We start from the raw sequence: 26457 nt of genomic DNA on the forward strand, positions 1-26457 counted from the left end.
GGGCACGATGGAGACCTATTCGGTCCTGAGGCAGTTTGCCGACAGCTGGGCATTGCTGGCCCTGACGTTGATCTTTCTGGGCGTTATCTTCTGGGCGTTCCGCCCCGGATCGCGCCCGATCCACGACGACGCGGCGGATGTGCCGTTTCGCAATGACGACGAGCGGCCGGCCCCGCGCGCGGAGACCCGCGCAGCCCCCTCATCCGGGCGCCAGGCGGGCGCTGCGCATAATGTGAAAGGAAACGGTGATGTCTGATGACAAGCGCATAGACGAAGCGACAGGCACCGAAACGACCGGCCATAGCTGGGACGGCATCGAAGAGTTGAACACGCCGCTGCCACGTTGGTGGCTCTGGACCTTTTACGCGACCATCGTCTGGGGGATCATCTACACCATCCTCTTCCCGGCATGGCCGCTGGTTTCGGGCACGACGCAGGGCATCCTCAACTGGTCGACGCGCGGCCTCGTTGCCGCCGATATCGAGGCGGTGAACCTGTCGAACGCCGAGATCACCGAAAGCCTTGTGAACGTGGATCTCGCCGTCCTGCCCAAGAACGAGGATCTGCACCGCTTTGCCGTCTCGGCTGGCGCGTCGGTCTTTGCCAATAACTGCTCGCAATGCCATGGCGCAGGCGCGGCAGGGGTGCAGGCGGCGGGCTATCCCAACCTGCTGGACGATGACTGGCTCTGGGGCGGCACGCTCGAGGATATCGCGATGACCGTGCGCCACGGCATCCGCAATGAGGATGATCCCGACGCGCGCTGGTCGCAGATGCCCGCCTTTGGCGATCTGCTGGAGAGAAGCGAGATCGCCGAGCTGACCACCTATGTGCGCAGCCTGTCGGGCCTTGCCGAGGGCAGCGAAGACGGGGCCGTCCTCTTCGAGGCGAACTGTGCCGCGTGCCATGGTGAGGACGGCATGGGCGACCGCATGCAGGGCGCGCCCAACCTGACCGATGCGATCTGGCTTTATGGTGGCACCGAAGAAGCCGTGACCGAGACGATCACGAACTCGCGGTTCGGCGTGATGCCCCCTTGGGGTGAGCGTCTGGGCGAGGCGCAGGTGCGCGCGGTTGCGGCCTATGTCCACGGTCTGGGCGGCGGCGAGGCCAGCGTGGCCGACCCGGCCACCGAAGCCGAGGCCGAGGAAGCCGCCAGCGTGCCGGATGCCAGCTATCCCGCAGATGCCGAGGAAACCCCGACCGAGGCCGGCGAGCCTGCGGTCACACCCGAGGCGGATACGGGCGAAGAAGGCCAGTCTGCGACTGAATAACGCAGCCTAACGGCCCGTAAAAACAGGTAAACCGCCGCATGCCCTATGAAAAGGCATGCGGCGGTTGATCCATCTCAAAGCGTACCCGCCCGGCCTGGAGGAGAAGGCGTCAACGCACATCCAGAATGAAAGCGACAGCCATGTCCGACAATCCCCCTCTTTTCGCCGCGCAGGAGCCTATCTTTCCGCGCCGGGTCTCGGGTTTCTTCCGGCGCCTGAAGTGGTGGATCATGGCGATCACGCTGGGCATTTACTACCTCGTGCCGTGGATCCGCTGGGACCGTGGCCCGAACCTGCCAGATCAGGCCGTACTGGTCGATCTGGCGTCACGGCGCTTCTACTTCTTCTGGATCGAGATATGGCCGCACGAATTCTATTTCGTCGCGGGCCTTCTGATCATGGCGGGGCTTGGCCTTTTCCTCTTCACCTCGGCCCTGGGAAGGGTCTGGTGCGGCTATACCTGCCCGCAGACCGTCTGGACCGATCTGTTCCTCTTGGTCGAGCGGTGGGTGGAGGGCGACCGAAACGCGCGTCTGCGCCTCTGGAAGGCGCCGTGGAACTTCCATAAATGGCGCCTGCGCGTGACCAAATGGGTCATCTGGCTGGCCATCGCGGTGGCGACGGGCGGCGCATGGGTGTTCTACTTTGCCGACGCGCCGACGCTGGCGGTGCAGCTCTTTACCGGAAACGCGCCCGCGGTGGCCTATATCACCATCGGCATCCTGACGGCGACCACCTTCGTCTTTGGCGGGTTCATGCGCGAGCAGGTCTGCATCTACATGTGCCCCTGGCCGCGTATTCAGGGCGCGATGATGGACGAGGGCACGCTGACCGTCGGATATCGGGACTGGCGCGGTGAGCCGCGCGGCCGGGGCGGCGCAAAACGCAAGGCCGTGGCCGAGGATGTCGGCGGCGCGCAGCAGGTGCGCTACGGCCTTGGCGCCAACAAGGATGTCGCGGCGCCGCGCGTGTCGCGCAGCGGTGAAGAGCTGGGCGATTGCATCGACTGCATGGCCTGCGTCAACGTCTGCCCGATGGGTATCGACATTCGCGAAGGGCAGCAGATGGAGTGCATCACCTGCGCCCTTTGCATCGACGCCTGCGACGAGGTGATGGCCAAGATCGGTCGCCCGCGTGGCTTGATCGACTATCTCGCGCTGGACGACCGCCCCCCGGTACTGCCGGGCGAGCATGCGCCAGTGCGCCCGATGGGCACCGACGCGCCCGAGGACCAAGGCGCCGAGACGGGCGTTCCCGCGCCCACCGCCGCCGCCCGGTCCGACGTGAGTTCGGATGGCACAGCGACGACGTCTGTCGCCGGCGCAGCCGCACCCGCGCCCAATGCCGCCGATGCGCCCTTCATCACGCCCCACAGCCGCGATTGGCAGCCCAAGCCGGTCTGGAAGCATGTGCTGCGCACCCGGACGCTGATCTATACAGCGATCTGGGCGACCATCGGCATCGCGCTGGTCTTTGCGCTTTTCATCCGGCCCGATATCGAACTGACGGTCGCGCCGGTGCGCAACCCGACCTTCGTCACGCTGTCCGACGGCTCGATCCGCAACACCTACGATATTCGCCTGCGCAACAAGCATGGCGAGGCGCGTGATTTCCAGCTGTCGCTGACCTCAGAAGGTGCGCTCGATATCGCGCTGGAGGGCGCTGAAGGCACGACCGTCGAGGTGCCCGCCGACTCCACCATGCTGCAGCGGGTCTATGTGATCGCCGAGCCGGGTACGCCGGCGGCGGACGCGGAACGCAGCCCGTTCCGTTTCTGGGTCGAGGATACGGCCTCGGGCGAGCGGGCGTATCGCGACACCATTTTCAATGGCAAGGAGAGCTGAGATGGGCGAAGCGGCAACGCGGGGTGAGCGTCGCCTGACGGGCTGGCATGTGCTGGCCATGTTCGTCGGGGGCTTTGCCGTCATCATCGGCGTCAACCTTTGGCTCGCGTTCAGCGCGGTGCGCACCTTTCCGGGGATCGAGACCGACAGCTCCTACGTGGCCAGCCAGACCTTTGATGAGGACCGCGCGGCGCAGGATGCGCTGGGCTGGGACGTGGGCCTGACTTTCGCGGACGGGCTGCTGGCGCTGGAGATCGCAGATGCCTATGGCAACGCGGTCGCGCCCGAGATCGTCGAGGCCACGCTGGGCCGCGCGACGACCGTGGCCGAGGACCGCACGCCGGCCTTTGAGTGGGATGGCATGCGCTATGTCGCGCCTGTGGACCTGGCGCCAGGCAACTGGAACCTGCGCGTCGATCTGCGGGCCGAGGATGGCACGCCTTTCCGGCGCCGCATCCCCCTGAGGGTGCCGCGATGAGCGCACTCGCCGCATGCCCGGCCTGCTCGGCCGCGCCTTCGGCGGCGCAAACTGCGCGGGACGCCTCGGGCGAGGTGCTGCACCTGTCACTGCCGGGGATCAGTTGCGCCGCCTGCATCGCGGGGGTCGAGAGCACGCTCGCGACCGTGCCGGGATTGCGCGCCGCGCGGGTCAATCTGGGCCGCCGCCGCGTGCGCATTGTCACCCAGCCGGGGCTGGGCGCCGCGCCCGCGCTGGCCGCGCTTGAGGCGGCCGGCTTCGAGGCGCATGAGCTGGACAATTCCGCCCTGAGCGGCGAGGCCGACGATCCGGGCCGCGCCCTTCTGGCGCGCATTGCCGTTGCGGGCTTTGCGATGATGAACGTCATGGCTCTCTCGGTCGCCGTATGGTCGGGCGCCAGCGCCACGACTGAGGCGATGTTCCACTGGATTTCGGCGGCCATTGCGCTGCCTGCACTGGCCTTTTCCGCCGTGCCGTTCTTTGCCTCTGCGGCCTCCGCGCTGCGGGCGCGGCGCGTCAACATGGACGTGCCGATCGCACTGGCCATCGCACTGGCCTGCGCCACCTCGCTGCACGAGACGATGTTCGGCGCGGGCGCCGATACATGGTTCGACGCGGCGCTGTCACTGACCTTCTTCCTGCTGGCGGGCCGCTATCTGGACCACCGTGCGCGGGCCACCGCCCGCTCGGCAGCCGCCGAGCTGACGGCGCTGGAAGTGCCGCGCGCCACGCTGCTGGACGGCGATGCGCGCCGCACCGTTGCCGTGGCCGATATTGCGCCGGGCGACCGGATCGCGCTTTCGGCCGGGGCGCGGGCGCCAGTGGATGGCGTGGCTGAAGAGGCGGCGACGCTCGACCGCTCAGCCCTGACGGGCGAGTCCGCGCTGGTGCGCGTCGCCGCCGGCGACGTGATCTGTGCGGGCGAGACGGTGATGGAGGCGCCCCTGATCCTGCGCGCCACAGCGCGGGCCGAGGACAGCGCGCTGCGCCGCCTTGCTGCGCTGGTCGAGGTGGCCGAGACGGGCCGCCACCGCTATTCCGGGATCGCCGACCGCGCCGCGCGCCTCTATGCGCCGCTGGTGCATGGATTGGCCGCGCTGGCCTTTGTTGGCTGGTATATTGGCACAGGCGACATGCACCTGGCCATCGGCATCGCAACGGCCGTCCTGATCATCACCTGCCCCTGCGCGCTGGGCCTTGCCGTGCCTGCGGTGACAGCCAGCGTGACGGGGCGCCTTTTCCGCAGCGGGGTTCTGCTGAAATCCGAAACCGCGCTGGAGCGTCTGGCAGATGTCGATTGCGTCCTTCTGGACAAGACCGGCACGCTGACCCAAGGCACGCCTCAACTGCCCAAGCTGGACGATGACGCGGCAGGCGTCGCACTGGCGCTGGCGTTGGCATCCGATCATCCGGTCTCGAGCGCCATCGCCGCCGCGCTGGCGGGCCGCGCCGCCGCTGATGTAAGCGATATCCGCGAGGTCGCGGGCGAGGGCGTCAGTGGGATTTGGAAGGGCGCGCCGGTATCTTTGGCACGCGGACCGCAGGGCACCGAGCTGACCATCGAGGGCCAGATCACCCCACTGCCGATGACCGAAGCACTGCGCCCCGGGGCCGCGCGCATGGTCGCCGAGCTAGGCAAGGCGGGCTATGAGGTGCGGATGCTCTCGGGCGACCGCCCGGGACCCGCGCGCAAGCTGGCCGATGAGCTGGGCATCGCCCATGTGCACGCCGCCATGCGCCCCGAGGACAAGGCCGCGCTGGTGCAGGAACTGGGCGCGGCGGGCCGCTGCGTGCTGATGGTGGGCGACGGGCTGAACGATACCGCGGCGCTGGCGGCGGCGCATGTGTCGCTTGCCCCCGCTACTGCGCTGGATGCGGCGCGGGTTGCGTCGGACGGGCTGATCTTGGCCAGCGACCTGATGGCGATTCCGCAGACCCTGCGCTCGGCCCGCATGGCGCTGCGCCGAATCCGGCAGAACCTTGGGATTGCGGCGGGCTACAATGCCATCGCCATCCCCATCGCGCTGGCGGGGTTCGCCTCGCCGCTTGCGGCGGCGCTGGCGATGTCGTTATCCTCGGTCACGGTCGTCATGAACGCGGTGCGCAAATGAATATCCTGATCGTCCTCATTCCTGTTTCCGTCTTTCTTGGGGCGCTTGGCCTTGTCGCCTGCATCTGGACGCTACGTCATAGCCAGTACGAAGATCTGGAAGGTGACGCCGCGCGCATTTTGCTGGATGATGACGATGCACCCCGTGCGGATCGGCCTTCCTCCAAGGAGGACTAGGACATGGTACCCAGTTACCTGACACGCTCGCGCCTTGCGTGGGTTTCGCTGGTGGCGGTCGTTGCGGGTTTCGCCCTGACATTCATCGCCACGGCCACCGGATTGCCGGAATGGCTCGTTCCGGTGGGGTATTTCACCGCGCTTGGCGGCGCGGCGCTGCTGTTCATCGGCTGGCTGATGTGGAAATCGCGCCGCTAAAGTGCCGGGGCGGGCAGGGCAGGACCCAGGGTGATCTCCTGAGGGGAAATCCGCGCGCGGAAGGCCAGCACTTCGACGCCTGATGCGCGCGCCTCGGCCAGCGCGGCCGCATAAGCCGGGTCGATATCCTCGGCGGCAGCGACATGGCTGCAATCGCTGCGCTGCACCAGATAAAGAAGCACCGCGCGCTGCCCGCTGCGCGCGACCTCGGCCAGTTCCTGAAGATGCCGCGTGCCGCGCGCGGTGCGGGTGTCCGGAAATTCCGCCAGACTGCCTTGGCGGCACAGCGTCACCGATTTCACCTCGACATAGGCGTCAGGCCCTGCGCCGCCCTGCAACAGGAAATCAATGCGACTGGCCGCGCCGTATTTCTGCTCGGGGCGCAGGGTGTCATAGCCTGCAAGCTGGGGGATCGCGCCCGCCTCCAGCGCTTCGCGGATCACGCGATTGGCGGCGGCAGTATCGACACAGGCTAAATGCGCGCCGGACAGCTCGGCCAGACGCCATGCATAGCGCAGCTTGCGCCGGGGATCGTCGTTGCACTCGACCCAGATCGGGCTGCCCGGCTCAGCCAGCCCGGTCATTTTGCCGGGATTGGCGCAATGGGCCACCGCCTCCTCGCCCGTCTCTAGCCGGATATCGGCCAGAAAACGCTTGTAGCGCCGCAGCAGCCTTGCGCGCAAAAGTGGGGTTTGAAACCGCATGGGCCGGGGCCTATACCCAAGGCAAGGGCCGATCAAGCGCGCCCGTGACGCACGAAGGAGGCCAGATGCCCAATCCCACCGCCGCGATGCTGGTCATCGGAGACGAGATCCTGTCGGGCCGCACCCATGACAGCAACACGCATCATCTGGCCGGGGTGCTGACCGAGGCCGGCATTGACCTGCGCGAAGCGCGGGTCGTGGGCGATACCGAGGCGGCGATCATCTCGGCGGTCCAGACGCTGAGCGCGCGCTATGACCATGTCTTTACCTCGGGCGGGATCGGCCCCACCCATGACGATATCACCGCCGACGCAGTGGCGCGGGCGATGGGCCGCAAGATCGACGTGCGCGAGGATGCGCGCGCCATCCTGGCCGAGCATTACGACAGGGCTGGAATCGAGTTGAACGAGGCGCGCCTGCGCATGGCGCGTATCCCCGACGGCGCCACGCTGATCGACAACCCGGTCAGCGCAGCGCCGGGATTCATCCTTGGGAACGTGCATGTGATGGCCGGGGTGCCCAGCATCTTTCGCGCGATGGTCGCCTCGGTCGTGCCTATGCTGACGGGCGGCGCGCCGGTTGTGTCGCGCAGCATGGATGTGCAGCGCGGCGAGGGCGATGTGGCCGCACCGCTGGCCGAGCTTGCGGCGCGCTTTCCCACGCTCAGCTTTGGGTCCTACCCCTATCAGCGGCAGGGCGCCTATGGCACGAATATCGTCGCGCGCGGGCAGGACACGGCCGAGCTGGACGCGGCGCTGGCCGAGATGAAGGACCTCTTCGGGTGAGCACCTCCCTGCCGGGCGCGGCGCAACTTTACGATGTGATCGAGGCCACATGGCCCCCTGCCGAAGAGTGGCAGCAGGGGCCGTGGACCTTGCGCGACGGGCAGGGCGGGGGCAAGCGCGTCTCGGCGGCGACGGCGCGCGGCGATGTGGGCGCGCAGGATCTGGCCAAGGCCGAGGCGGCGATGCGCAAGATGGGGCAGCGCCCGCTTTTTATGCTGCGCGAAGGCGATGCGGCGCTGGATGCGCTGCTGGAAAAGGCGGGGTATGACATGGTCGATCCGGTCAATATCTACGCCATCGCCCTTGCCGATCTGGATCTGACCCCGCCCGAGGCCACCGCCAGCTTTCACCTGTGGGAGCCATTGGCAATTCAGCGCGATATTTGGGTAAGCGGTGGCATCGGGCCGGAACGGATCGCGGTAATGCAGCGCGTGCGCGGCGCCAAGACTGCGCTTCTGGGCCGCAAGGCGGGGCGTGCGGCGGCGACGGGCTTTGCCGCGATGAGTGGAAAGACGGCGATGGTGCACGCGCTGGAGGTGCTGCCCGAGTATCGTCGCTGCGGCGTGGCGCGCACACTGATGACCGAGGCGGCCATCTGGGCGCGCGGCGAGGGAGCCGAGGTCCTGTCGGTGATCTGCACGGCGCAAAACGTGGCCGCCAATGCGCTTTATTCCGGGATGGGGATGGCGCTGGTGGGGCGGTATCACTACCGCCAATTTCCGGGCGAGGGCGCATGATGCGCCGCGCAAGGCTTGTCGCCTGCGCCGCACTGGCCGCCGCATTGCCTGCGGGCGCGCAGCAGCTGACGCTTCCGCCCAATGCCGAGATGATGCGAGAGCTGCAGAGCGCGCCGGGCAGCCATCCCGTGCCAACCGGCCCTTGGACTGCCGGACAGGCGCAGACAGTGACAGCCCAGGGCGAGATGACACGCCGCGCCTGGCGCCTTTCCGGCAGTTCGGTCACGACGCTGCAGCTCATGAACAATCTGGCGGCCCAGATTGAGGCGGCGGGGTTCGACACGCTCTACCGTTGCGAGGATACCGCCTGCGGGGGATTTGACTTTCGCTTTGGCTTGCCGGTCATGCCGCCGCCCGAGATGTTCGTCGATCTCTTCGACTACCGCTTCCTGTCGGCGCGGCGCGGGGCGGGGGCGGATGCGCGCTATGTCACGCTGCTGGTCAGCAGGTCAGGCGCGACGACCTATGTGCAGGTGACGCGGATCACGCCCTCGGACGTGGCCGATACAGGTGGCGAGGGTGCGGCTCCCGAGCAGACGGCGACGTCCGATCCGCAGGTCGGCGCCGAAGTCGGCGATGCTGCGCTGGTCGAGGCCCTCAAGGCGAATGGCCATGTGATCCTGGGCGATCTGGATTTCGGAACCGGCGCTGCGGGGCTGGGCACGGGTCCGTATGCATCCCTGCAGGCGCTGGCGGCCTTTCTCAAGGAGGATGCATCGCGCCGGGTCGCGCTGGTTGGGCATACTGATACCGTTGGCGGATACGAGGCCAACCTCGGACTGTCGCGCCGCCGCGCGCGCGCGGTGATGCAACACCTGGTTGAGACGCTGGATGTGCCCGCCGCGCAGCTGGAGGCCGATGGGATCGCCTATCTCGCCCCGCAGGCGCCGAATACGGATGCAGCCGGGCGCGAGGCGAACCGGAGGGTCGAGGCGGTTCTGCTGAGCGGGCAGTGATCCTTGGGGCTGCGTGGCGGCACCCTCTGGCCCTTTTCGCGCGAGGGCACTAAGTAGGGCGCGATACGCAAGGACATGAGGCCCGACATGCAGAACCAGCACAGCGGACGCACCACGCGCGACGGCATTCGCATCCACGATCAGGCGGATTTCGAAGGCATGCGCAAGGCCGGCGCCCTGGCCGCAAAAATCCTTGACGATATCGCGCCGCATGTATCGGTGGGCCAGACCACCGGCGCGCTGGACGCGATGATCGAAGGGATGATCGACGATGCCGGCGCCAAGTCCGCGACGATCGGCTACAAGGGCTATCGCCACGCCAGCTGCATCAGCGTCAACCACGTTGTCTGCCACGGTATCCCCGGTGACAAGACATTGAAGGACGGCGATATCCTCAACATCGACGTGACCGTCATCGTCGATGGCTGGTTCGGCGATACCAGCCGCATGTATGTCGCCGGCACTCTCAGCCGCAAGGCCGAGCGTCTGATCCAGGTCACCCATGACGCGCTGATGATCGGAATCGAGACCGTGCGTCCCGGCAACACCTTTGGCGATATCGGCCACGCCATCCAAGCCTATGCCGAGGGGCACCGGATGTCTGTCGTGCGCGATTTCTGCGGTCACGGGCTGGGCCGCGTGTTTCACGCACCGCCCAATGTGGTGCATTTCGGGCGCCCCGGATCCGGGCCGAAGCTGGAAGAAGGCATGTTCTTTACTATCGAGCCGATGATCAATCTGGGCCGCCCTGACGTCAAGACGCTGGCCGATGACTGGACCGCGGTGACGCGCGACAAGTCGCTTTCGGCGCAGTTCGAGCATTCGGTGGGCGTGACGGCAGACGGGGCCGAGATTTTCACCCTCTCGCCCGGCGGGCTGTTTCATCCGACCAAGGCCTGAACCAGTGGTTTGTGCGCCGCCGATGCGGCGCGCTACACCAAGATTTTTAAGGAAAAATCTTGGGAAGAGTGAGTATTTTTACCAAGATGAAATTTGGGTCGCGGCGCATCACGCGCGGCGCTGGCTGATCGCGCGGCCCGCTGCGACGCCCGAAGCCCAGGCCCATTGGAAATTGTAACCGCCGAGCCAGCCGGTGACGTCCAGCGCTTCGCCGATGACGTAAAGGCCGGGCTGCGTGCGCGCTTCCATCGTTTTCGAGCTGATGCCATCCGTGTCGATGCCGCCGAGGGTGACTTCGGCCGTGCGGTAGCCCTCGGTGCCGCCGGGGGTGAGCTGCCATTCCTGCAGGGCACTGCACAACTGGCTCAGGGCCGCGTCGCTTTGATCGGCGAGGTTGCCGGAGAGGCTGAGGCCGGTCTGCTGCGGCAAGGCCGCGACGAGGCGGGCGGGCAGGTGGCGCGCAAGCTCGGTGGTGAGCTTGTGGCGACCCGATTGGGCGCGTTGGTGGCGCAATGTCTCGTAGAGGGCGTTTTCCGGGTCGAGATCGAGCGTGATGGGCGTGCCTTCTTGCCAATAGGACGAGATCTGCAGCATGGCGGGGCCGGAGAGGCCGCGATGTGTAAAAAGCATGGCCTCGTCGAAGGACGCGCCGCCGGCACTGGCCCGCACGGGCAGGGCGGTGCCCGAAAGCTCGGCAAACCGTCCATCCGGAAAGGTAAAGGGCACGAGGCCCGCGCGCGTCGGCGTGACATCGAGGCCGAACTGGCGGGCGATATTATAGGCGAGGCCGGTCGCGCCCATCTTGGGGATCGACTTGCCGCCCGTGGCCAGCACGAGGTTCTGCGCGGTGACGAGGTGCCGGGTGCCGTCGCGCGACAGCGTGGCGCGGAACTGGCTGCCGTCATGGGTGACCTCTGCCAGCTCTGTCCTTAACCGCAGATCGGCACCCGCGCGATTCATCTCGGTGCGCAGCATGGTGACGATATCCTTGGCCGTCACGTCGCAGAAAAGCTGGCCCAGCGTTTTCTCGTGCCATTTGATGCCATGGGCGTCGACCAGCGCGACGAATTCCCAAGGCGAATAGCGCCCAAGGGCCGATTTGCAGAAATGCGGGTTGGCCGAGAGAAAATTCGCAGGCTCGGTATGGATATTGGTGAAGTTGCAGCGCCCGCCGCCCGATATGCGGATCTTCTCGCCCGGCGCGCGGGCATGGTCGATGACCAGCGTGCGGCCCCCAGAGTGGGCCGCGCACATCATGCCGGCGGCTCCGGCGCCGAGGATCAGCGTATCGACTTGCATGCGCCACGCGATGCCCGAAGCGCCGGGCGCGGTCAAGATCGTGTGATGGCCGCCGCCTGCGGCTTGTGGTCCGGGGGCATGGCGGTCACGTCTGTTGCGAGATGAACACAAGAATTGGAGAGAGACGATGAAGACGCTTGATGCAGGACAGGATTTTCCGCGGCAGGATGTGCAGCGCCTTGGCGGCGGCACGCTGACGCTGGGCCAGCCCGAGGGCGGCCATGACTGGCAGGCGGTCGTCGTCTATCGCGGGCTGCATTGCCCGATCTGCAAGACATATCTCACCCAGCTGGAAGAGATTAAGTCCGAGTTTCATGACGCGGGCGTCGATGTTGTCGCCGTGTCGGGCGATCCCGAGGAGAAGGCCACCCAGATGGCCGAGGAGACCGGGCTGACCGTGCCGATGGGCTATGGGCTGAGCATCGAGCAGATGAGGAGCCTTGGCCTTTACGTCTCGGACCCGCGCAGCCCCGAGGAGACGGACCGGCCCTTCCCCGAGCCGGCGGTCTTCGTGATCAATGGCGCGGGCAAGCTTCAGATCGTCGACGTGTCGAACGCGCCCTTCGCGCGGCCCGAGTTGAAGCGGCTGGCCGGCGGCCTCGCCTTTGTCCGGGACAAGGATTACCCGGTGCGCGGCACCCATCAGAAGTAGCACGCGCTGCACGACGCCGCGCCGGTCCCCAGGATCGGGGCCGGCGCAGGCCGAAAAGGCGGTACTGCCGCGTCAAACGAGGCTTTCCAGAACCTGCCATTGCTGCTAAGCTGATAGAATAGACCCCGCAAAGGGGCGGTGTTCGAGGCAGATGCGGCGGCTCAAATGACAGAAATGGTCTATGGATCGGCACCCGTACGGGATGTCGAGCCGGTCCTTCCCAAGTGGTGGCGGACGATCGACAAATGGTCGATGTCATGTGTGTTGATGCTGTTCGGCATCGGCCTGCTTCTGGGGTTTGCGGCATCGCCGCCCCTCGCGGAAAAGAACGGGTTTGCCCCATTCCATTACGTTCAGCGTCAGATGTTCTTTGGCGGTCTTGCCATGGTCGCCATGCTGCTGACCTCGATGATGTCGCCGATGCTGGTGCGCCGCCTTGCGGTGATCGGTTTTCTCGCCTCTCTTGCCGCGCTGATGATGCTGCCCTTTCTGGGCACGGATTTCGGCAAGGGCGCGGTGCGCTGGTACAGCCTTGGCTTCGCGTCGGTGCAGCCTTCCGAATTTCTTAAGCCCGGTTTCGTCGTGGCCTCAGCGTGGATGATGGCGGCCAGCCGCGAGATCGGCGGGCCTCCGGGCCTTAGCTGGTCGTTCATCCTGACGATCATCATCGTCGCCTTTTTGGCGCTGCAGCCCGATTTCGGGCAGGCGTCGCTGGTCCTGTTTGCCTGGGGCGTGATGTATTTCGTCGCCGGGGCGCCAATCCTGCTGCTGGCGCTGATGGCGGGCGCGGTCGTGATGGTCGGATCGCTGGCCTATTCCAATTCCGAGCATTTCGCGCGCCGCATCGACGGCTTCCTGTCGCCCGACGTGGATCCGACGACGCAGCTGGGCTTTGCCACGAACGCCATTCAGGAGGGCGGGTTCTTTGGCGTCGGCGTGGGCGAGGGAACGGTGAAATGGTCGCTGCCCGATGCCCATACCGATTTCATCATTGCCGTCGCCGCCGAGGAATACGGGCTGGTCCTCGTCCTTTGCATCATCGCGCTTTACGGCACGGTCGTCGTGCGCTCGCTGATGCGGCTGATGCGCGAGCGTGATCCCTTCATCCGCCTCGCCGGCACCGGCCTTGCCTGCATCTTTGGCGTGCAGGCGATGATCAACATGGGCGTTGCCGTGCGCCTTCTGCCTGCCAAGGGCATGACGCTGCCTTTCGTCAGCTATGGCGGCTCATCCCTCATCGCGGGCGGGATCGCAGTGGGGATGCTCTTTGCCTTCACCCGTTCGCGGCCCCAGGGCGAAATCGGCGATATCCTGCGAGGGCGGGCGCGATGAGCGCGCGCCAGCCCCTCATCGTGATGGCCGCTGGCGGCACCGGCGGGCATATGTTTCCTGCGCAATCGCTGGCCGAATACATGCTCGCCGAAGGCTGGCAAGTACGCCTCAGCACCGATGCGCGCGGGGCGCGCTATACTGGTGGCTTTCCCCAAGGCACACGGATCGAGCAGATTGCCAGCGCCAGTTTCGCGCGCGGCGGCGTGGCGGCCAGGCTGCTGGCGCCCTTGCGCATCGCGGCCGGCACGCTGGCCGCGACATGGCGGATGCTGCGCGAGCGGCCCGATGTCGTGATCGGCTTTGGCGGCTATCCCAGCATCCCGGCGCTGGCCGCTGCGTGGATCCTGCGCATCCCCCGCGCGGTGCATGAACAGAACGGTGTGCTGGGCCGCGTCAATCGCGTCTTTGCCAGCCGGGTCGATGCGGTGGCCTGCGGCACCTGGCCCACAGATCTGCCCGAGGGCGTCGAGGGTTACCATGTAGGCAACCCGGTGCGTGCCGCCGTGGCCGAGCGGGCCGGCGCGGGCTATATCGCGCCCGGCGATTACCCCATGTCGATCCTCGTGATCGGGGGTAGCCAGGGTGCGCGCATCCTGAGCGACGTGGTGCCACCGGCGATTGCGGCCCTGCCGATGGATCTGCTGCGCAACGTTCGGGTCGAACATCAGGCCCGTGGCGAGGATCTGGAGCGGGTCAGCCATTATTACGCCGAAAACGGCATCGACGCGGATGTGCAGGAATTCTTTGACGATGTGCCGCGCCGGATGAGCGAGGCACAGCTTATCATCAGCCGCGCGGGCGCCTCCTCGATCGCCGATATTGCCGTGATCGGCCGCCCGTCGATCCTGATCCCCTATGCCGCCGCCGCGGGAGATCATCAGACCGCCAATGCGCAGGGGCTGAAAGAGGCGGGCGCGGCGATCATCGTGCCTGAAAGCAGGTTGGACCACACCGCGCTGGCCCAGCAGATCGAAACCGTGATGACCCATCCTGACGGTGCGTCCCGTATGTCGCGCGCGGCGCTCAGCTGCGCCATGCCGGATGCAACCCAGCATCTAGCCAACCTCGTCCAAAGCATCGCACAGAAAGGCCAAGGCTAGATGAACACAGCCACGAAACTTCCCGGCGATGTCGGCCCCATTCATTTCGTCGGTATCGGCGGCATCGGCATGTCCGGCATTGCCGAGGTGCTGCTGAACCATGGCTACGTGGTGCAGGGATCGGACCTCAAACGCTCGCCGCTGACGGACCGTCTGGCTGAAAAGGGCGCGCAGATATTCGAAGGGCAGCAGGCCGAGAACCTCGCGGATGCCGAGGTGGTCGTCATTTCCTCCGCGATCAAGCCGGGCAATCCCGAGCTGGACGAGGCCCGCAAGCGCGGCCTGCCCGTCGTGCGCCGGGCCGAGATGCTGGCCGAGCTCATGCGCCTCAAGTCCAACATCGCGGTTGCCGGCACCCACGGCAAAACGACGACGACGACGATGGTCGCAGCCTTGCTGGATCATGGCCAGTTCGATCCGACCGTCATCAATGGCGGCATCATCCACGCCTATGGCAGCAATGCGCGCGTCGGAGGCGGCGAATGGATGGTGGTCGAGGCGGATGAAAGCGACGGCACCTTCAACCGGCTGCCCGCGACCATCGCCATCGTGACCAATATCGACCCCGAGCATATGGACCACTGGGGCACCGAAGAGGCGCTGCACAAGGGCTTTGAAGATTTTGTCAGCAACATCCCCTTCTATGGGCTGGCCGTCTGCTGCACCGATGATGTCGATGTCCAGCGTCTGGTGGGCAAGATCACCGACCGGCGCGTCGTCACTTACGGCTTCAACGCGCAGGCCGATGTGCGGGCGGTCAACCTTCGCTATGCCAAAGGGATCGCGCATTTCGACATAGCCCTGCAGGCCGAGGGCAAGATGATCGAGGGTTGCACCCTGCCGATGCCGGGCGATCACAACGTCTCGAACGCGCTCAGCGCCGTGGCCGTGGCGCGCCATCTGGGCATGAAGACCGCCGAGATCCGCGATGCGCTGGCCAGCTTTGGCGGCGTCAACCGCCGCTTTACCCGTGTGGGCGAGGTGGATGGCGTGACCATAATCGACGATTACGGCCACCATCCGACCGAGATTTCAGCTGTGCTCAAGGCCGCGCGCCACGCCACCGAGGGCCGCGTCATCGCCGTGCATCAGCCGCACCGCTACACCCGCCTGCATCACCATTTCGAGGAGTTCTGCGCCTGCTTCAATGAGGCTGACGTGGTCGCCATCGCGCCGGTCTATGCCGCGGGGGAGGACCCGATCGAGGGCGCCAGCCGCGACGATCTGGTCGCGGGCCTCATCGACCGCGGCCACCGCGATGCCCATGCCATCGAGGGCGAAGAGGATCTGGCCGATCTGATCCGCGCCCATGCGCGTCCGGGCGATCTGGTGGTTTGCCTCGGCGCGGGGACGATCAGTGGCTGGGCCAACCGCCTGCCGGAGGCACTCAAAACCCCACTGCTGCAGGAAGGATAGCCCATGCCCATATCGCTGATACTGGCCTGCCTCTGGGCGCTTGGTGCCAACCTATTGGCGATGACGCCCAGTCGGGACAAGCATTGGCGCGCGGCCTATGTCCTGATCGCGGTGGGTATCCCGATCGTGGGCTATGTGACGTATCAGACCGGTCCGTTGATGGGTGTGCTGTGCCTTCTGGCGGCCATGTCGATGCTGCGCTGGCCGGTGATCTATCTGTGGCGCTGGCTGCGCAGAAACGGGGCCGCCCCCGCGCATGAACTGGCCGAAGATCCATGACCGGCTTCCCGCCGATGCTGACCCTTCTAATGATTGCAGCCTTCTGTGTGGGGGCGGGCGTGTTCTACCGCGTGGCGATGCAGCGGAGCCGCCATGCCGCGCTGATCGGCTGGGGCGTTTGCGGTGCCGTCGTCGTCGCTCTGGGATGGGCAGCCTACGCGCTGCAGGCGGGGCCGGGCACAGCGATCTTTACCGGGCTCATCCTGCCCGTCTGGATGATGGGGGCCCTCGTCGGCATGATCGTCGGCCTTGTCCGCCGCGCAGTCCAGAAATGAGCCGCCCCATGCCTACACCGCGCGGGCGCCTGACGGCGCAGCGCAGCCTTGCGGACCTCACATGGCTGCGCGTCGGCGGGCCTGCCGACTGGCTGTTCCAGCCTGCGGATGAGGAGGATCTGGCAGAATTCCTACGCAATCTGGACCCAAGCATCGCCGTCTTTCCCATGGGCGTCGGCAGCAACCTGATCGTGCGTGACGGCGGGTTGCGCGCTGTTGTGATCCGGCTTGGCCGCGGCTTCAACAGCATCGAGGTGGACGGCATCCGTGTCACTGCAGGCGCCGCCGCGCTGGACGCGCATGTGGCCCGCCGGGCGGCGGAGGCGGGCGTTGACCTCACGTTCCTGCGCACCATTCCAGGCGCCATCGGCGGCGCGCTGCGGATGAATGCGGGTTGCTACGGCACCTATACGGCGGACGCGTTCGTCAGTGCCCGCGCGGTCACGCGGCAGGGCGAGATTGTCACGCTGACGGCGAAGGACCTGAATTTCCGCTACCGCCAGACGGATCTGCCCGAGGGCTGGGTTCTGACCTCGGCCACGCTGACCGGGCCAGAAGGCGATCCGGCCGATCTGGCGGCGCGCATGGAGGCGCAACTGAAAAAGCGGGACGAGACGCAGCCGACTAAGGACCGCACCGCCGGCAGCACCTTTCGCAACCCGGCAGGGTTCAGCAGCACGGGCGCGGCGGATGATGTCCATGATCTGAAGGCGTGGAAGGTAATCGACGACGCAGGCATGCGCGGCGCGCGGCGCGGCGGCGCACAGATGAGCCCCATGCACTCGAACTTTCTGGTCAATACAGGAGGCGCCACCGCCGCCGATCTGGAGGGGCTGGGCGAAGATGTCAGAAAAAAGGTTTTTCAAACCAGCGCAATAGAGTTAGAGTGGGAAATCATGAGGGTCGGCGAACCGGCCCCTTCGGGAGACGATCCCGCACAGGACACTAAGACAGACAAACAAGACCAAGGCTGAAAACAGCCCGATACCAATAAAAACAGGGCCGTGAACGGCCAGAAATCAAAAAAGGGCCGCAAACGGCCCGGGACATTGAGGCAGATCGGTGGTTCGTTCGAGCAGAACAAACCCCAAAGTCGCGGTAATCATGGGCGGGTCGTCGGCAGAGCGCGACGTATCGCTCTCGAGCGGGCGTGAATGCGCCGCCGCGCTGAGGGATGAAGGCTATGATGTAGCCGAGGTGGACGCTGGCGCGGACCTGGCGCAAAAGCTGTCCGAGATTGCACCCGATGTCGTCTTCAACGCGCTCCACGGTCGCTGGGGCGAGGATGGCTGCGTGCAGGGCCTGCTGGAATGGCTGCGCATCCCCTACACCCATTCGGGCGTTCTGTCCTCGGCCTTGGCCATGGACAAGGAGGCGACCAAATCCGCCTACCGCGCCGCTGGCCTGCCCGTTGTACCCAGCATCATCGCCAATCGCGATGACGTGCGCGCGGCGCATCCGATGCAGCCGCCCTACGTCGTCAAACCCTATAATGAGGGCTCCAGCGTCGGCGTTTACATCGTGCATGAGGACGCCAACGGCCCCGCCCAGCTGGGCGACGAGATGCCAGAGCGCGTGATGGTCGAAGCCTATGCGCCCGGCCGCGAGCTGACCACCACGGTCGTCGGCGACCGTGCGCTGACGGTGACCGACATCATCACCGAGGGCTGGTACGATTACTCGGCCAAGTACGAGCTGGGCGGATCACGCCATGTCGTGCCCGCCGAGATCCCGCAGGATATCTTTGATCTGTGCATGGACCACGCGCTCAAGGCGCATGAGGTCCTTGGCTGCCGGGGCGTCAGCCGCACCGATTTCCGCTGGGACGAGAGCAAGGGGCAGGCGGGTCTGATCCTGCTCGAGACGAACACGCAGCCGGGCATGACGCCCACCTCGCTTTCCCCCGAACAGGCGCAAGCCACGGGCATGAGCTTTGGCGCGCTGTGCCGCTGGATGGTGGAGGATGCCTCATGCGATCGCTGAGCCTCCGCCCGAGCAGCGCCCGCCAGACCGGCGCCAAGTCCGATCCCGCGCCGTCGCGCTGGTCCTACCGCATGCAGCGTGTGCTGCTGACACCGATGTATCGCCGGATGCTGCGTTTTGGCATTCCGTTCTGCCTCAGCTTCGGGATCGGGACGTGGTATTTCTCGGACCCTGCCGTACAGCAACGCATCGGGCTGGCGATCGTCGATCTGCGCCACCAGATCCAGACGCGGCCCGAATTCATGGTCAAGCTGATGTCCGTCGAGGGCGCCAGCGACCGCGTGGCCGAGGAAGTGCGCGAGAGTTTCGCCTACACCCTCCCGGCCAGTTCGTTCGACATGGACCTCGATGCAGTGCGTCTGGCGGTCGAGGAAATCCCCGCCGTTGCCGCTGCTGCGGTGCGCGTGCGTCAGGGCGGTGTTCTGGAGATCCGCATCAGCGAGCGGCAGCCCGCGGCCCTGATCCGCGTGCAGGGCGGGCTGATCATCGTAGATGAGGCAGGCGTTGCGCTGGACGCCGCTGCGCATCGCGGCGAGCGGCCGCATCTTCCGGTGCTGACCGGCCCCGGCGCAGAAGAGGCCGTAGCCGAGGCGCTGGCCATTCGCGCGGCCGCCGCGCCCTTGGCCGGACGCCTGCGGGGCCTCGTGCGCATGGGCGCGCGGCGCTGGGACCTGGTTCTGGACCGCGATCAGCGCATCCTTCTGCCCGAGGAAGATCCGGTGCGCGCGCTCGAGCGCGTGATCGTCCTGAGCGAGGCGCAGGACATGCTGGAGCGCGATATCGCGGTGGTGGACATGCGGCTGTCGGATCGTCCGACGCTGCGGATGAAAGAGCGCGCCAAGACCGAATGGTGGCGGGTACGGAATGAAAAGACGGGGATGAGCGCAGAATGATCGAACTTTATGAATCCCAGCGCGCGATGCGCAACATGCGGCGCGCAGCAATGCAGCGGGGCGTCGTGGCCGTGCTGGACGTGGGCACCTCCAAGATTGCCTGCCTCGTGCTGCGGTTCGACGGGACCAGCCCGCGCAAGGATGACAGCATCGGCGCAATGGCGGGGCAGGCGGGCTTCCGCGTGATCGGCGCGGCAACCACCCGCTCGCGCGGTGTGCGCTTCGGCGAGATCGACGCGATGGCCGAGACCGAGCGCGCCATCCGCACCTCGGTTCAGGCCGCGCAGAAGATGGCCAATATGCGTGTCGATCACGTCATCGCCTGCTTCTCCGGCGCCTCGCCGCGCAGCTATGGCCTCGCCGGTCAGGTCGAGTTGGAGGGACATAACGTGTCGGAGCAGGATGTCAGCCGCGTCCTCTCGTCCTGCGACGTACCGGACTTCGGCGACGGGCGCGAGGTGCTGCACGCGCAGCCGGTGAATTTCGCGCTGGATCACCGCTCGGGGCTGATCGATCCACGCGGTCAGATCGGCAATACGCTGAGCACCGACATGCATATGCTGACGGTCGACGGTGCTGCGATCCAGAACCTCGCCCATTGCGTCAAGCGCTGTGATCTGGAACTGGCAGGCGTCGCCAGCTCGGCCTATGTTGCGGGCATCTCGTCGCTTGTCGAGGATGAGCAGGAATTGGGCGCCGCCTGCATCGATCTGGGCGGCGGCAGTGCCGGCATCTCGATCTTCATCAAGAAGCACATGATCTATTGCGACAGCGTGCGCATGGGCGGCGAGCATGTGACATCCGACATCTCCATGGGCCTGTCGGTGCCCACGGCGACGGCCGAGCGGATCAAGACCTTCTATGGCGGAGTCGTCGCCACCGGGATGGACGATCGCGAGATGATTGAGATCCACGGCGACACCGGCGACTGGGACCACGACAGGCGCAGCGTCAGCCGCGCCGAGCTGATCGGCATCATGCGCCCCCGCGTTGAGGAGATCCTGGAGGAAGTGCGCGCGCGGCTGGATGCCGCCGGATTTGACTGTCTGCCCAGCCAGCAGATCGTGCTGACGGGCGGCGGTAGCCAGATCCCCGGCCTCGATGGCCTTGCCAGCCGCATCCTCGGCCAGCAGGTGCGCCTTGGGCGGCCCCTGCGCGTGCACGGATTGCCGCAGGCGGCGACGGGCGCAGGCTTTGCCAGCGCGGTAGGCATGTGCCTCTTTGCGGCGAACCCGCAGGACGAGTGGTGGGACTTCGAATTGCCGGTCGACCGCTATCCCCAGCGGTCGCTGAAACGCGCAGTCAAATGGTTTAAGGACAACTGGTGACCGCAAGATAGGGTGTCGTCGGCGAAATCCCGCGAAAAAGCGTGAAAAAATGACTAGATTTGGTGTAATATTAGCGTTTTTTAGGTGACGATCCGGGTTTCACCCGGTAATAATTCGAATTAAGGCAGAAAAATGGCCCGCGAATGTGGGCGCAAACACAGGCGGACAGAGCAATGACATTGAACCTCACCATGCCCGGACGCGAAGATCTCAAGCCCCGCATCACCGTTTTCGGTGTCGGCGGCGCTGGTGGTAACGCGGTCAATAACATGATTGAAAAAGAGCTGGATGGGGTCGATTTCGTCGTTGCGAACACGGACGCCCAGGCTCTGCAGCAGTCCAACGCCGAAAACCGCGTTCAGCTGGGCGTCAAGGTGACAGAAGGTCTGGGCGCGGGCGCCCGTGCCTCGGTCGGCGCCGCCGCTGCCGAAGAGAGCATCGAGCAGATCGTCGATCACCTTGCGGGCGCGCATATGTGCTTTATCACCGCAGGCATGGGCGGCGGCACTGGCACTGGTGCCGCGCCGATCATTGCGCAGGCCGCACGCGAGCTGGGCGTTCTGACCGTCGGCGTCGTGACCAAGCCCTTCCAGTTCGAGGGTGGCAAGCGGATGAAGCAGGCCGAGGACGGCGTCGAGGCGCTGCAGAAGGTCGTCGATACGCTGATCATCATTCCGAACCAGAACCTTTTCCGTCTGGCAAACGAGAAGACGACCTTCACCGAGGCGTTCTCGATGGCCGATGACGTGCTTTATCAAGGCGTCAAGGGTGTCACCGATCTGATGGTCCGTCCGGGCCTCATCAACCTCGACTTTGCCGACGTTCGCGCCGTGATGGACGAGATGGGCAAGGCGATGATGGGCACGGGCGAGGCCGAGGGCGAGGATCGCGCGATCCAGGCCGCCGAAAAGGCCATCGCCAACCCGCTGCTGGACGAGATCAGCCTCAAGGGCGCCAAGGGCGTGCTGATCAACATCACCGGCGGCACCGATCTGACCCTGTTCGAACTGGACGAGGCCGCGAACCGCATCCGCGAGGAAGTGGACGCCGAGGCGAATATCATCGTCGGCTCGACAATGGACCCGGCGATGGAGGGCATGATGCGCGTCAGCGTTGTCGCCACCGGCATTGACGCCGCGCCTGCCACTACCGAAGTGCCGGTGCCCCGCCGCTCGCTGGCCGAGCCGCTGCGCCAGACCTCCAGCGTCGAGGAGCGCGAAGAGGTCGCGGCCAAGCCCGCACCGGCCCCCGCGCCTCAGCCCGAGCCTGTCGCCGCCCGCAGCGAAGAGAAGGCCGAGCCGTCGCTGTTTACCCAGGTGGAGGCCGAGCGCGCTGCTGCCGAGGACCAGATGGAAGACATCTTCGAGCCGCGCGAAGAGCGTGCCGCGCCTGCGCAGCGCGCTGCGGCCCGCGCCGATGACGATCTGCCGCCCCCCGCCTATGTGCCTCGCGCGTCGGAAGAAGACGAAGAGGATCTGAACGCCTATGTCGCGCCGCGCGCGCCGACGCCCGGCACGCCCTCGCCCGAGGCGATGGCCCGTCTGCATCACGCTATCGGCAACGCGGCCTCGCGCCGTCCCGAAGGCGCACAGGCCCCGCAGCCCCGTGCGCAACAGCAGCAGCCGCGCGAGCCGCAGCAACAGCCGCAGGCTGAGCGTCCGCGCTTTGGCATCAACTCGCTGCTGAACCGGATGACTGGCCATGGCCAGGAGGGCGAAGCCCCGCGCCAGCCGCGTCAGCAGCCCAGCGTGCAGGCCCAGCAGCCCGCCCGCGCCGAGCCCGAGGACGAGCGCGACGAGCAGATCGAGATCCCCGCGTTTCTGCGTCGCCAGGCCAACTGATCGCGGCCTCACGGCCTGAAGGAATTGATGCCAAAAGGGCCGCCTTCGGGCGGCCTTTTTCCGTGATGATCCGGGGTAATTCGCTCGGGCAACCCTATGAGAAACCGACAGAAATTGGCTTTCGGCGAAATGCCGCGCACAGGTATGCGCGGCATGTTTCAATCGGTTGCAAAGATTGAGTTGAGCCTGAGGAACAAGGTCAGTAAATCCCTGTTAATCAAATGCGGGCGATGGCCCCGCATGGAATTGACCTGAGGATGATCGTGCAGAATACCGTATCCACCCCTATCACATTCGACGGTGTCGGCCTGCATTCAGGTCGGCCTGCGCGTCTTGTGATCCATCCGGCGGATGTGGATAGCGGGATCACGTTCCGCCGCCTCGATTGCGAAGAGGGCGCGGGCGACATCCCGGCCCATTGGAACCTGGTGCATCAATCGCCCCTCTGCACGCGACTGGAAAATGTGGACGGCCTCCAGCTTTCGACGGTCGAGCATGTGATGGCCGCGCTGATGGGCTGCGGCATCCACAACGCTCTGGTGACCGTGGATGGACCCGAAGTGCCCATTCTCGATGGCAGCTCGCTGGCTTTCGTGCGCGGTATTCTTGCCGCTGGGATCGACCGTCAGGCCAGCCCTGTGCGGGCGCTGCGCGTGACGCGCGAAGTGACTGTGCGCCGCGGCGATGCCTGGGCGCGCCTGACACCCAGCGACACGCTGACCATCGAGTTCGACATCGCTTTTGATGACGCGGCCATCGGGACGCAGAAAAAACTGTTGAACATGGCCAATGGCAGCTTCGTGCGCGAGCTGAGCAGCAGCCGCACCTTCTGCCGCAAGGCCGATGTGGACCTGATGCGCGCCAATGGCCTTGCCCTTGGCGGCTCGCTGGAAAATGCCGTGGTGGTGGATGGCGCGCAGGTTCTCAGCCCCGGTGGCCTGCGCCACCGCGACGAGGCTGTGCGCCACAAGATGCTGGATGCGCTGGGCGATCTTGCATTGGCCGGTGCACCTCTTCTGGCGCATTATCACGGCCATAAGGCGGGCCATGCGCTGACCAACGATCTGCTGCGCGCGCTGTTCGATCAGCCGGGTGCAGTGGAATGGGTGACATGCGACGCGGCGCTGGCGGCGCGCCTGCCCGGGGCCGGCGTGCATTGGGGCGAAGTGCCGCAGGTCGCCTGAGCTGCCCCGTATCCGCCCCATCAACCCCTCTGCATCCCTGCCATACCACGCCGGATTCCGTGCTGGCACCGGCCGGATGATTGGGCTACAAACCGATCAGAGGCGAAGAAGGGCATATCAGGCATGACGTTTGGCAGACAGGGCGCAACACGGCGCGCGATACTGGCGGCACAACAGACACGATTTCTGGCGTCCAAGACCGCTGGCGCACTTCTTTTGACCGCGGCGCTTGCCTCCTGCGGGGGTATCAACAGCCGGGTCGAGCGCGGCGATGTCGATTACGAGAATTACACGGCGCAGCAGATTTTCGAGCGGGGCGAGTTCGATCTTGCCTCGAACAAGCCTGCGCTGGCGGCGCAGAGCTTTGCCGAGATCGAGCGGCTTTATCCCTATTCGGACCTCACCAAGCGCGCGGTCATCATGCAGGCCTACGCCTATCACCGCGACGCCGATTACGAGGCCAGCCGCAGCGCGGCACAGCGCTATATCGATTTCTACCCGACGGATGAGGATGCGGCGTACGCCCAGTACCTCCTCGCGCTCAGCTATTACGACCAGATTGACGAGGTTGGCCGCGATCAGGGCCTCACCTTCCAGGCGCTGCAGGCCCTGCGCAAGGTGATCGAGCTCTATCCCGAGAGCGAATACGCCCGCACCGCGATGCTGAAATTCGACCTCGCCTTCGACCACCTGGCCGCCAAGGAGATGGAGGTAGGGCGCTACTACCTGCGCCGCGATCACTTCACCTCGGCGATTAACCGTTTCCGCGTCGTGGTCGAGGATTTCCAGACCACTTCGCATACCGCCGAGGCGCTGCATCGCCTGGTCGAGGCGTATTTGTCGCTGGGCCTGACGGATGAGGCGCAGACGGCGGGCGCCATCCTTGGCTACAATTTCCGTGCGACCAGCTGGTATGAGGACAGCTACGAGCTGCTCACGCGCCGGGGGCTTGCCCTGGAGGCGCGCGGCGACAGCTGGCTGGCGCAGATCTATCGCCAGATGATCAAGGGTCAGTGGCTGTAACACAGGCGGTGGGCTAGGCCCGCCCTACGGGTTCACGCAATGCTGCGCAGTCTGGACATTCGCGACATGCTGATCATCGACCGGCTGGAACTGGGGTTTCAGCCGGGCCTTAACGCGCTGACCGGTGAGACGGGGGCGGGCAAGTCGATCCTTCTGGACAGCCTCGGCTTTGTTCTCGGCTGGCGCGGGCGCGCAGAATTGGTGCGCAGCGGCGCCGGGCAGGGCGAGGTGACAGCGGTCTTCGACCTGCCCGAAGGCCACGCCGCGCACGCGGTGCTGGAGGAGGCGGGCCTGCCCGCTGCGGATGAGCTGATCCTGCGGCGCATCAATACCGTGGACGGGCGCAAGACGGCCTGGGTCAATGACCGCCGCTGCTCGGGCGAGGTGCTGCGCAGCCTTAGCGAGACGCTGGTCGAACTGCATGGCCAGCACGACGATCGCGGCCTTCTGAACCCGCGCGGCCATCGCATCCTTCTGGACGATTACGGCCAGCTTGAGGGGCTGCGCAGCGATGTGCGTGCCGCATGGACCGCGCGGCAGGCCGCGCAAAAGGCGCTGGAGCGTGCCGAGACGGCCCTTGAGGCCGTGCGCAGCGAGGAGGAGTTCCTGCGCCATGCCGTGACCGAGATGCGTAGTCTGAGCCCGGAGCCGGGTGAGGATGCCGCGCTGGACGCGCGCCGCCGCATGATGCAGGCCTCCGAGCGGGTACGCAGCGATGTCGCCAAGGCCGCGCAGGCGCTGGGCAATGACGGGGCCGAGGGGGCGGCAGGCGATGCGCTGCGCTGGCTCGAGGATGCCAGCGCGCAGGTGGATGGCCAGCTAGAGGCGACGATTGCCGCCCTTGGCCGCGCCATGGCCGAACTGGACGAGGCCGCGCGCGGCGTCGAGGATTGCCTCGAGGCGCTGGCCTTCAACCCCGCCGAGCTGGAGGAAACCGAGGAGCGCCTCTTTGCCATCCGCGCCCTGGCCCGCAAGCATGACGTAATCCCAGACGAGCTTGGCAGCTTTGCCGAGGGGCTGGAGGCGCGGCTGGCCGCGCTGGATGCCGGCGACGCCGAACTTGAAGGTCTGCGCGCCGAGCTGAAACGCGCGGGCAAGGTATATGACGATGCCGCAAGCGCCCTCAGCGCCGCCCGCGCCGAGGCGGCGCGCGGCCTCGATGCTGCCGTGATGGCCGAGCTTGCACCGCTGAAGATGGAGCGCGCGGTCTTCGAGACCACGATGACCGAAATCCCGCCCGGCCCGGATGGCATCGACGAGGTGGCCTTTCGCGTTGCCACAAACCCCGGGGCGCCCTCTGGTCCCCTGGCCAAGATTGCCTCGGGCGGCGAGCTGAGCCGTTTTCTGCTGGCGCTGAAGGTCTGCCTGACCGGCAGCCAGCCGGGCCTCACGATGATCTTCGACGAGATCGACCGCGGCGTAGGCGGTGCGACGGCGGATGCGGTGGGGCGCCGCCTTGCGGACCTGGCCTCGGGCGGACAGGTCTTGGTGGTGACGCACAGCCCGCAGGTGGCCGCGCTGGCGACGCATCACTGGCGCGTGGAAAAGCGGGTCGAGGACGGGATGACCCTTTCGACCGTCACATCGCTGGACCCCGAGGATCGCGTGGCCGAGATCGCCCGTATGCTCTCGGGCGATACGATCACGCCTGCCGCACGCGCGGCTGCCGAGGCGTTGATGGCTGGCTGA

Annotated in this window: 27 protein-coding genes; 25 read left to right on the forward strand and 2 right to left on the reverse strand. The window is 66.2% G+C overall.

Features of this window, described 5'->3' with window-relative positions; genetic code table 11:
- Positions 1–7: 7 nt before the first annotated feature.
- From ACEWPL_RS14360 to ACEWPL_RS14390, 7 genes are all read left to right on the forward strand, one after another.
- Positions 8–256 (forward strand): cbb3-type cytochrome c oxidase subunit 3, encoded by a 249-nt coding sequence (locus ACEWPL_RS14360; protein ID WP_393932014.1) that lies wholly within the window; start codon positions 8–10, stop codon positions 254–256.
- A complete protein-coding gene (gene ccoP, locus ACEWPL_RS14365; protein ID WP_393932012.1) occupies positions 249–1274 on the forward strand; it encodes a cytochrome-c oxidase, cbb3-type subunit III in 1026 nt (341 codons plus the stop codon). The genes ACEWPL_RS14360 and ccoP overlap by 8 nt, the downstream gene beginning before the upstream one ends.
- Positions 1275–1414: 140 nt before the next feature.
- A complete protein-coding gene (gene ccoG, locus ACEWPL_RS14370) occupies positions 1415–3118 on the forward strand; it encodes a cytochrome c oxidase accessory protein CcoG (protein WP_393932010.1) in 1704 nt (567 codons plus the stop codon).
- 1 nt (position 3119) lies between these two features.
- Entirely contained in the window at positions 3120–3596 is a 477-nt protein-coding gene (locus ACEWPL_RS14375) for a FixH family protein (RefSeq protein ID WP_393932007.1), read from the forward strand.
- Positions 3593–5707: a heavy metal translocating P-type ATPase gene (locus ACEWPL_RS14380; protein ID WP_393932005.1), complete on the forward strand. Its 2115-nt coding sequence runs from the start codon at positions 3593–3595 to the stop codon at positions 5705–5707. Before ACEWPL_RS14375 ends, ACEWPL_RS14380 begins: the two co-directional genes overlap by 4 nt.
- The gene (ccoS, locus tag ACEWPL_RS14385; protein WP_393932003.1) at positions 5704–5883 is read left to right on the forward strand and encodes a cbb3-type cytochrome oxidase assembly protein CcoS; all 180 of its coding nucleotides are present in this window, start codon (positions 5704–5706) and stop codon (positions 5881–5883) included. Before ACEWPL_RS14380 ends, ccoS begins: the two co-directional genes overlap by 4 nt.
- A gap of 3 nt (positions 5884–5886) precedes the next feature.
- Positions 5887–6081, forward strand: a complete 195-nt coding sequence (locus tag ACEWPL_RS14390; RefSeq protein WP_393932001.1) for a hypothetical protein — start codon at positions 5887–5889, stop codon at positions 6079–6081.
- On the opposite strand, the gene sfsA is transcribed toward ACEWPL_RS14390, so the two are convergent.
- Positions 6078–6785, reverse strand: coding sequence for a DNA/RNA nuclease SfsA (sfsA, locus tag ACEWPL_RS14395; RefSeq protein WP_393931999.1), 708 nt, complete (start codon positions 6783–6785; stop codon positions 6078–6080). The genes ACEWPL_RS14390 and sfsA overlap by 4 nt on opposite strands.
- 65 nt (positions 6786–6850) lie before the next feature.
- Here sfsA and ACEWPL_RS14400 point away from each other — a divergent pair, with 65 nt between their 5' ends.
- The 4 genes from ACEWPL_RS14400 to map all read left to right on the forward strand — a co-directional run bounded on the left by ACEWPL_RS14400 (position 6851) and on the right by map (position 10163).
- Entirely contained in the window at positions 6851–7570 is a 720-nt protein-coding gene (locus tag ACEWPL_RS14400; protein WP_393931997.1) for a competence/damage-inducible protein A, read from the forward strand.
- Positions 7567–8307, forward strand: coding sequence for a GNAT family N-acetyltransferase (locus ACEWPL_RS14405; protein ID WP_393931995.1), 741 nt, complete (start codon positions 7567–7569; stop codon positions 8305–8307). The genes ACEWPL_RS14400 and ACEWPL_RS14405 overlap by 4 nt, the downstream gene beginning before the upstream one ends.
- A complete protein-coding gene (locus ACEWPL_RS14410; RefSeq protein ID WP_393931993.1) occupies positions 8304–9263 on the forward strand; it encodes an OmpA family protein in 960 nt (319 codons plus the stop codon). The genes ACEWPL_RS14405 and ACEWPL_RS14410 overlap by 4 nt, the downstream gene beginning before the upstream one ends.
- Positions 9264–9350: 87 nt before the next feature.
- Positions 9351–10163: a type I methionyl aminopeptidase gene (gene map, locus ACEWPL_RS14415; RefSeq protein WP_393931991.1), complete on the forward strand. Its 813-nt coding sequence runs from the start codon at positions 9351–9353 to the stop codon at positions 10161–10163.
- Between the two features lie 108 nt (positions 10164–10271).
- Here the strand turns inward: map and ACEWPL_RS14420 are convergent, their stop codons facing one another.
- Positions 10272–11462, reverse strand: coding sequence for a BaiN/RdsA family NAD(P)/FAD-dependent oxidoreductase (locus ACEWPL_RS14420; protein WP_393932147.1), 1191 nt, complete (start codon positions 11460–11462; stop codon positions 10272–10274).
- Positions 11463–11589: 127 nt separating this feature from the next.
- Between ACEWPL_RS14420 and ACEWPL_RS14425 the strand changes: the two genes are divergently transcribed.
- The 14 genes from ACEWPL_RS14425 to recN all read left to right on the forward strand — a co-directional run bounded on the left by ACEWPL_RS14425 (position 11590) and on the right by recN (position 26457).
- Positions 11590–12114, forward strand: coding sequence for a peroxiredoxin-like family protein (locus tag ACEWPL_RS14425; RefSeq protein WP_393931989.1), 525 nt, complete (start codon positions 11590–11592; stop codon positions 12112–12114).
- 165 nt (positions 12115–12279) lie between these two features.
- A complete protein-coding gene (locus ACEWPL_RS14430; RefSeq protein WP_393931987.1) occupies positions 12280–13446 on the forward strand; it encodes a peptidoglycan glycosyltransferase FtsW in 1167 nt (388 codons plus the stop codon).
- On the forward strand, positions 13443–14546 hold the full coding sequence (locus tag ACEWPL_RS14435) for a UDP-N-acetylglucosamine--N-acetylmuramyl-(pentapeptide) pyrophosphoryl-undecaprenol N-acetylglucosamine transferase (RefSeq protein ID WP_393931985.1): 1104 nt from the start codon (positions 13443–13445) through the stop codon (positions 14544–14546). The genes ACEWPL_RS14430 and ACEWPL_RS14435 overlap by 4 nt, the downstream gene beginning before the upstream one ends.
- Positions 14547–15962 (forward strand): UDP-N-acetylmuramate--L-alanine ligase, encoded by a 1416-nt coding sequence (murC, locus tag ACEWPL_RS14440; protein WP_393931983.1) that lies wholly within the window; start codon positions 14547–14549, stop codon positions 15960–15962.
- Between the two features lie 3 nt (positions 15963–15965).
- On the forward strand, positions 15966–16241 hold the full coding sequence (locus ACEWPL_RS14445; protein ID WP_393931981.1) for a DUF2484 family protein: 276 nt from the start codon (positions 15966–15968) through the stop codon (positions 16239–16241).
- Entirely contained in the window at positions 16238–16516 is a 279-nt protein-coding gene (locus tag ACEWPL_RS14450; protein ID WP_393931980.1) for a hypothetical protein, read from the forward strand. Before ACEWPL_RS14445 ends, ACEWPL_RS14450 begins: the two co-directional genes overlap by 4 nt.
- 8 nt (positions 16517–16524) lie before the next feature.
- Positions 16525–17490, forward strand: a complete 966-nt coding sequence (murB, locus tag ACEWPL_RS14455) for a UDP-N-acetylmuramate dehydrogenase (RefSeq protein ID WP_393931979.1) — start codon at positions 16525–16527, stop codon at positions 17488–17490.
- Positions 17491–17620: 130 nt separating this feature from the next.
- Complete coding sequence (locus tag ACEWPL_RS14460) at positions 17621–18499, forward strand: D-alanine--D-alanine ligase (protein WP_393931977.1); 879 nt, start codon at positions 17621–17623, stop codon at positions 18497–18499.
- Positions 18487–19392 carry a cell division protein FtsQ/DivIB gene (locus ACEWPL_RS14465; RefSeq protein WP_393931975.1) on the forward strand — a complete coding sequence of 302 codons (906 nt, stop codon included), beginning with the start codon at positions 18487–18489 and terminating at the stop codon, positions 19390–19392. Before ACEWPL_RS14460 ends, ACEWPL_RS14465 begins: the two co-directional genes overlap by 13 nt.
- Complete coding sequence (ftsA, locus tag ACEWPL_RS14470; protein ID WP_393931973.1) at positions 19389–20720, forward strand: cell division protein FtsA; 1332 nt, start codon at positions 19389–19391, stop codon at positions 20718–20720. The genes ACEWPL_RS14465 and ftsA overlap by 4 nt, the downstream gene beginning before the upstream one ends.
- A 173-nt stretch (positions 20721–20893) precedes the next feature.
- The gene (ftsZ, locus tag ACEWPL_RS14475) at positions 20894–22561 is read left to right on the forward strand and encodes a cell division protein FtsZ (protein WP_393931971.1); all 1668 of its coding nucleotides are present in this window, start codon (positions 20894–20896) and stop codon (positions 22559–22561) included.
- A gap of 257 nt (positions 22562–22818) precedes the next feature.
- Positions 22819–23745, forward strand: coding sequence for a UDP-3-O-acyl-N-acetylglucosamine deacetylase (lpxC, locus tag ACEWPL_RS14480; protein WP_393931968.1), 927 nt, complete (start codon positions 22819–22821; stop codon positions 23743–23745).
- Between the two features lie 123 nt (positions 23746–23868).
- Positions 23869–24768 carry an outer membrane protein assembly factor BamD gene (locus tag ACEWPL_RS14485; RefSeq protein WP_393931965.1) on the forward strand — a complete coding sequence of 300 codons (900 nt, stop codon included), beginning with the start codon at positions 23869–23871 and terminating at the stop codon, positions 24766–24768.
- Between the two features lie 39 nt (positions 24769–24807).
- Positions 24808–26457: a DNA repair protein RecN gene (gene recN, locus ACEWPL_RS14490; protein ID WP_393931963.1), complete on the forward strand. Its 1650-nt coding sequence runs from the start codon at positions 24808–24810 to the stop codon at positions 26455–26457.

Source organism: Roseovarius roseus (assembly GCF_043355935.2).
Taxonomy (GTDB): Bacteria; Pseudomonadota; Alphaproteobacteria; order Rhodobacterales; family Rhodobacteraceae; genus Roseovarius; species Roseovarius roseus.

Coding starts and splice junctions, on each gene's coding strand:
- sfsA (WP_393931999.1), bottom strand. CDS start 6,785: ATGCGGTTTCAAACCCCACTTTTGCGCGCAAGGCTGCTGCGGCGCTAC.
- murB (WP_393931979.1), top strand. CDS start 16,525: ATGCCTACACCGCGCGGGCGCCTGACGGCGCAGCGCAGCCTTGCGGAC.
- ACEWPL_RS14465 (WP_393931975.1), top strand. CDS start 18,487: ATGCGATCGCTGAGCCTCCGCCCGAGCAGCGCCCGCCAGACCGGCGCC.
- ACEWPL_RS14435 (WP_393931985.1), top strand. CDS start 13,443: ATGAGCGCGCGCCAGCCCCTCATCGTGATGGCCGCTGGCGGCACCGGC.
- ccoS (WP_393932003.1), top strand. CDS start 5,704: ATGAATATCCTGATCGTCCTCATTCCTGTTTCCGTCTTTCTTGGGGCG.
- ccoG (WP_393932010.1), top strand. CDS start 1,415: ATGTCCGACAATCCCCCTCTTTTCGCCGCGCAGGAGCCTATCTTTCCG.
- ACEWPL_RS14485 (WP_393931965.1), top strand. CDS start 23,869: ATGACGTTTGGCAGACAGGGCGCAACACGGCGCGCGATACTGGCGGCA.
- ACEWPL_RS14445 (WP_393931981.1), top strand. CDS start 15,966: ATGCCCATATCGCTGATACTGGCCTGCCTCTGGGCGCTTGGTGCCAAC.
- ACEWPL_RS14450 (WP_393931980.1), top strand. CDS start 16,238: ATGACCGGCTTCCCGCCGATGCTGACCCTTCTAATGATTGCAGCCTTC.
- ACEWPL_RS14375 (WP_393932007.1), top strand. CDS start 3,120: ATGGGCGAAGCGGCAACGCGGGGTGAGCGTCGCCTGACGGGCTGGCAT.
- ACEWPL_RS14380 (WP_393932005.1), top strand. CDS start 3,593: ATGAGCGCACTCGCCGCATGCCCGGCCTGCTCGGCCGCGCCTTCGGCG.
- ftsA (WP_393931973.1), top strand. CDS start 19,389: ATGATCGAACTTTATGAATCCCAGCGCGCGATGCGCAACATGCGGCGC.
- ftsZ (WP_393931971.1), top strand. CDS start 20,894: ATGACATTGAACCTCACCATGCCCGGACGCGAAGATCTCAAGCCCCGC.
- lpxC (WP_393931968.1), top strand. CDS start 22,819: ATGATCGTGCAGAATACCGTATCCACCCCTATCACATTCGACGGTGTC.
- ACEWPL_RS14400 (WP_393931997.1), top strand. CDS start 6,851: ATGCCCAATCCCACCGCCGCGATGCTGGTCATCGGAGACGAGATCCTG.
- recN (WP_393931963.1), top strand. CDS start 24,808: ATGCTGCGCAGTCTGGACATTCGCGACATGCTGATCATCGACCGGCTG.
- murC (WP_393931983.1), top strand. CDS start 14,547: ATGAACACAGCCACGAAACTTCCCGGCGATGTCGGCCCCATTCATTTC.
- ACEWPL_RS14360 (WP_393932014.1), top strand. CDS start 8: ATGGAGACCTATTCGGTCCTGAGGCAGTTTGCCGACAGCTGGGCATTG.
- ACEWPL_RS14410 (WP_393931993.1), top strand. CDS start 8,304: ATGATGCGCCGCGCAAGGCTTGTCGCCTGCGCCGCACTGGCCGCCGCA.
- ACEWPL_RS14430 (WP_393931987.1), top strand. CDS start 12,280: ATGACAGAAATGGTCTATGGATCGGCACCCGTACGGGATGTCGAGCCG.
- ACEWPL_RS14420 (WP_393932147.1), bottom strand. CDS start 11,462: ATGCAAGTCGATACGCTGATCCTCGGCGCCGGAGCCGCCGGCATGATG.
- map (WP_393931991.1), top strand. CDS start 9,351: ATGCAGAACCAGCACAGCGGACGCACCACGCGCGACGGCATTCGCATC.
- ACEWPL_RS14390 (WP_393932001.1), top strand. CDS start 5,887: ATGGTACCCAGTTACCTGACACGCTCGCGCCTTGCGTGGGTTTCGCTG.
- ACEWPL_RS14460 (WP_393931977.1), top strand. CDS start 17,621: ATGGGCGGGTCGTCGGCAGAGCGCGACGTATCGCTCTCGAGCGGGCGT.
- ACEWPL_RS14425 (WP_393931989.1), top strand. CDS start 11,590: ATGAAGACGCTTGATGCAGGACAGGATTTTCCGCGGCAGGATGTGCAG.
- ccoP (WP_393932012.1), top strand. CDS start 249: ATGTCTGATGACAAGCGCATAGACGAAGCGACAGGCACCGAAACGACC.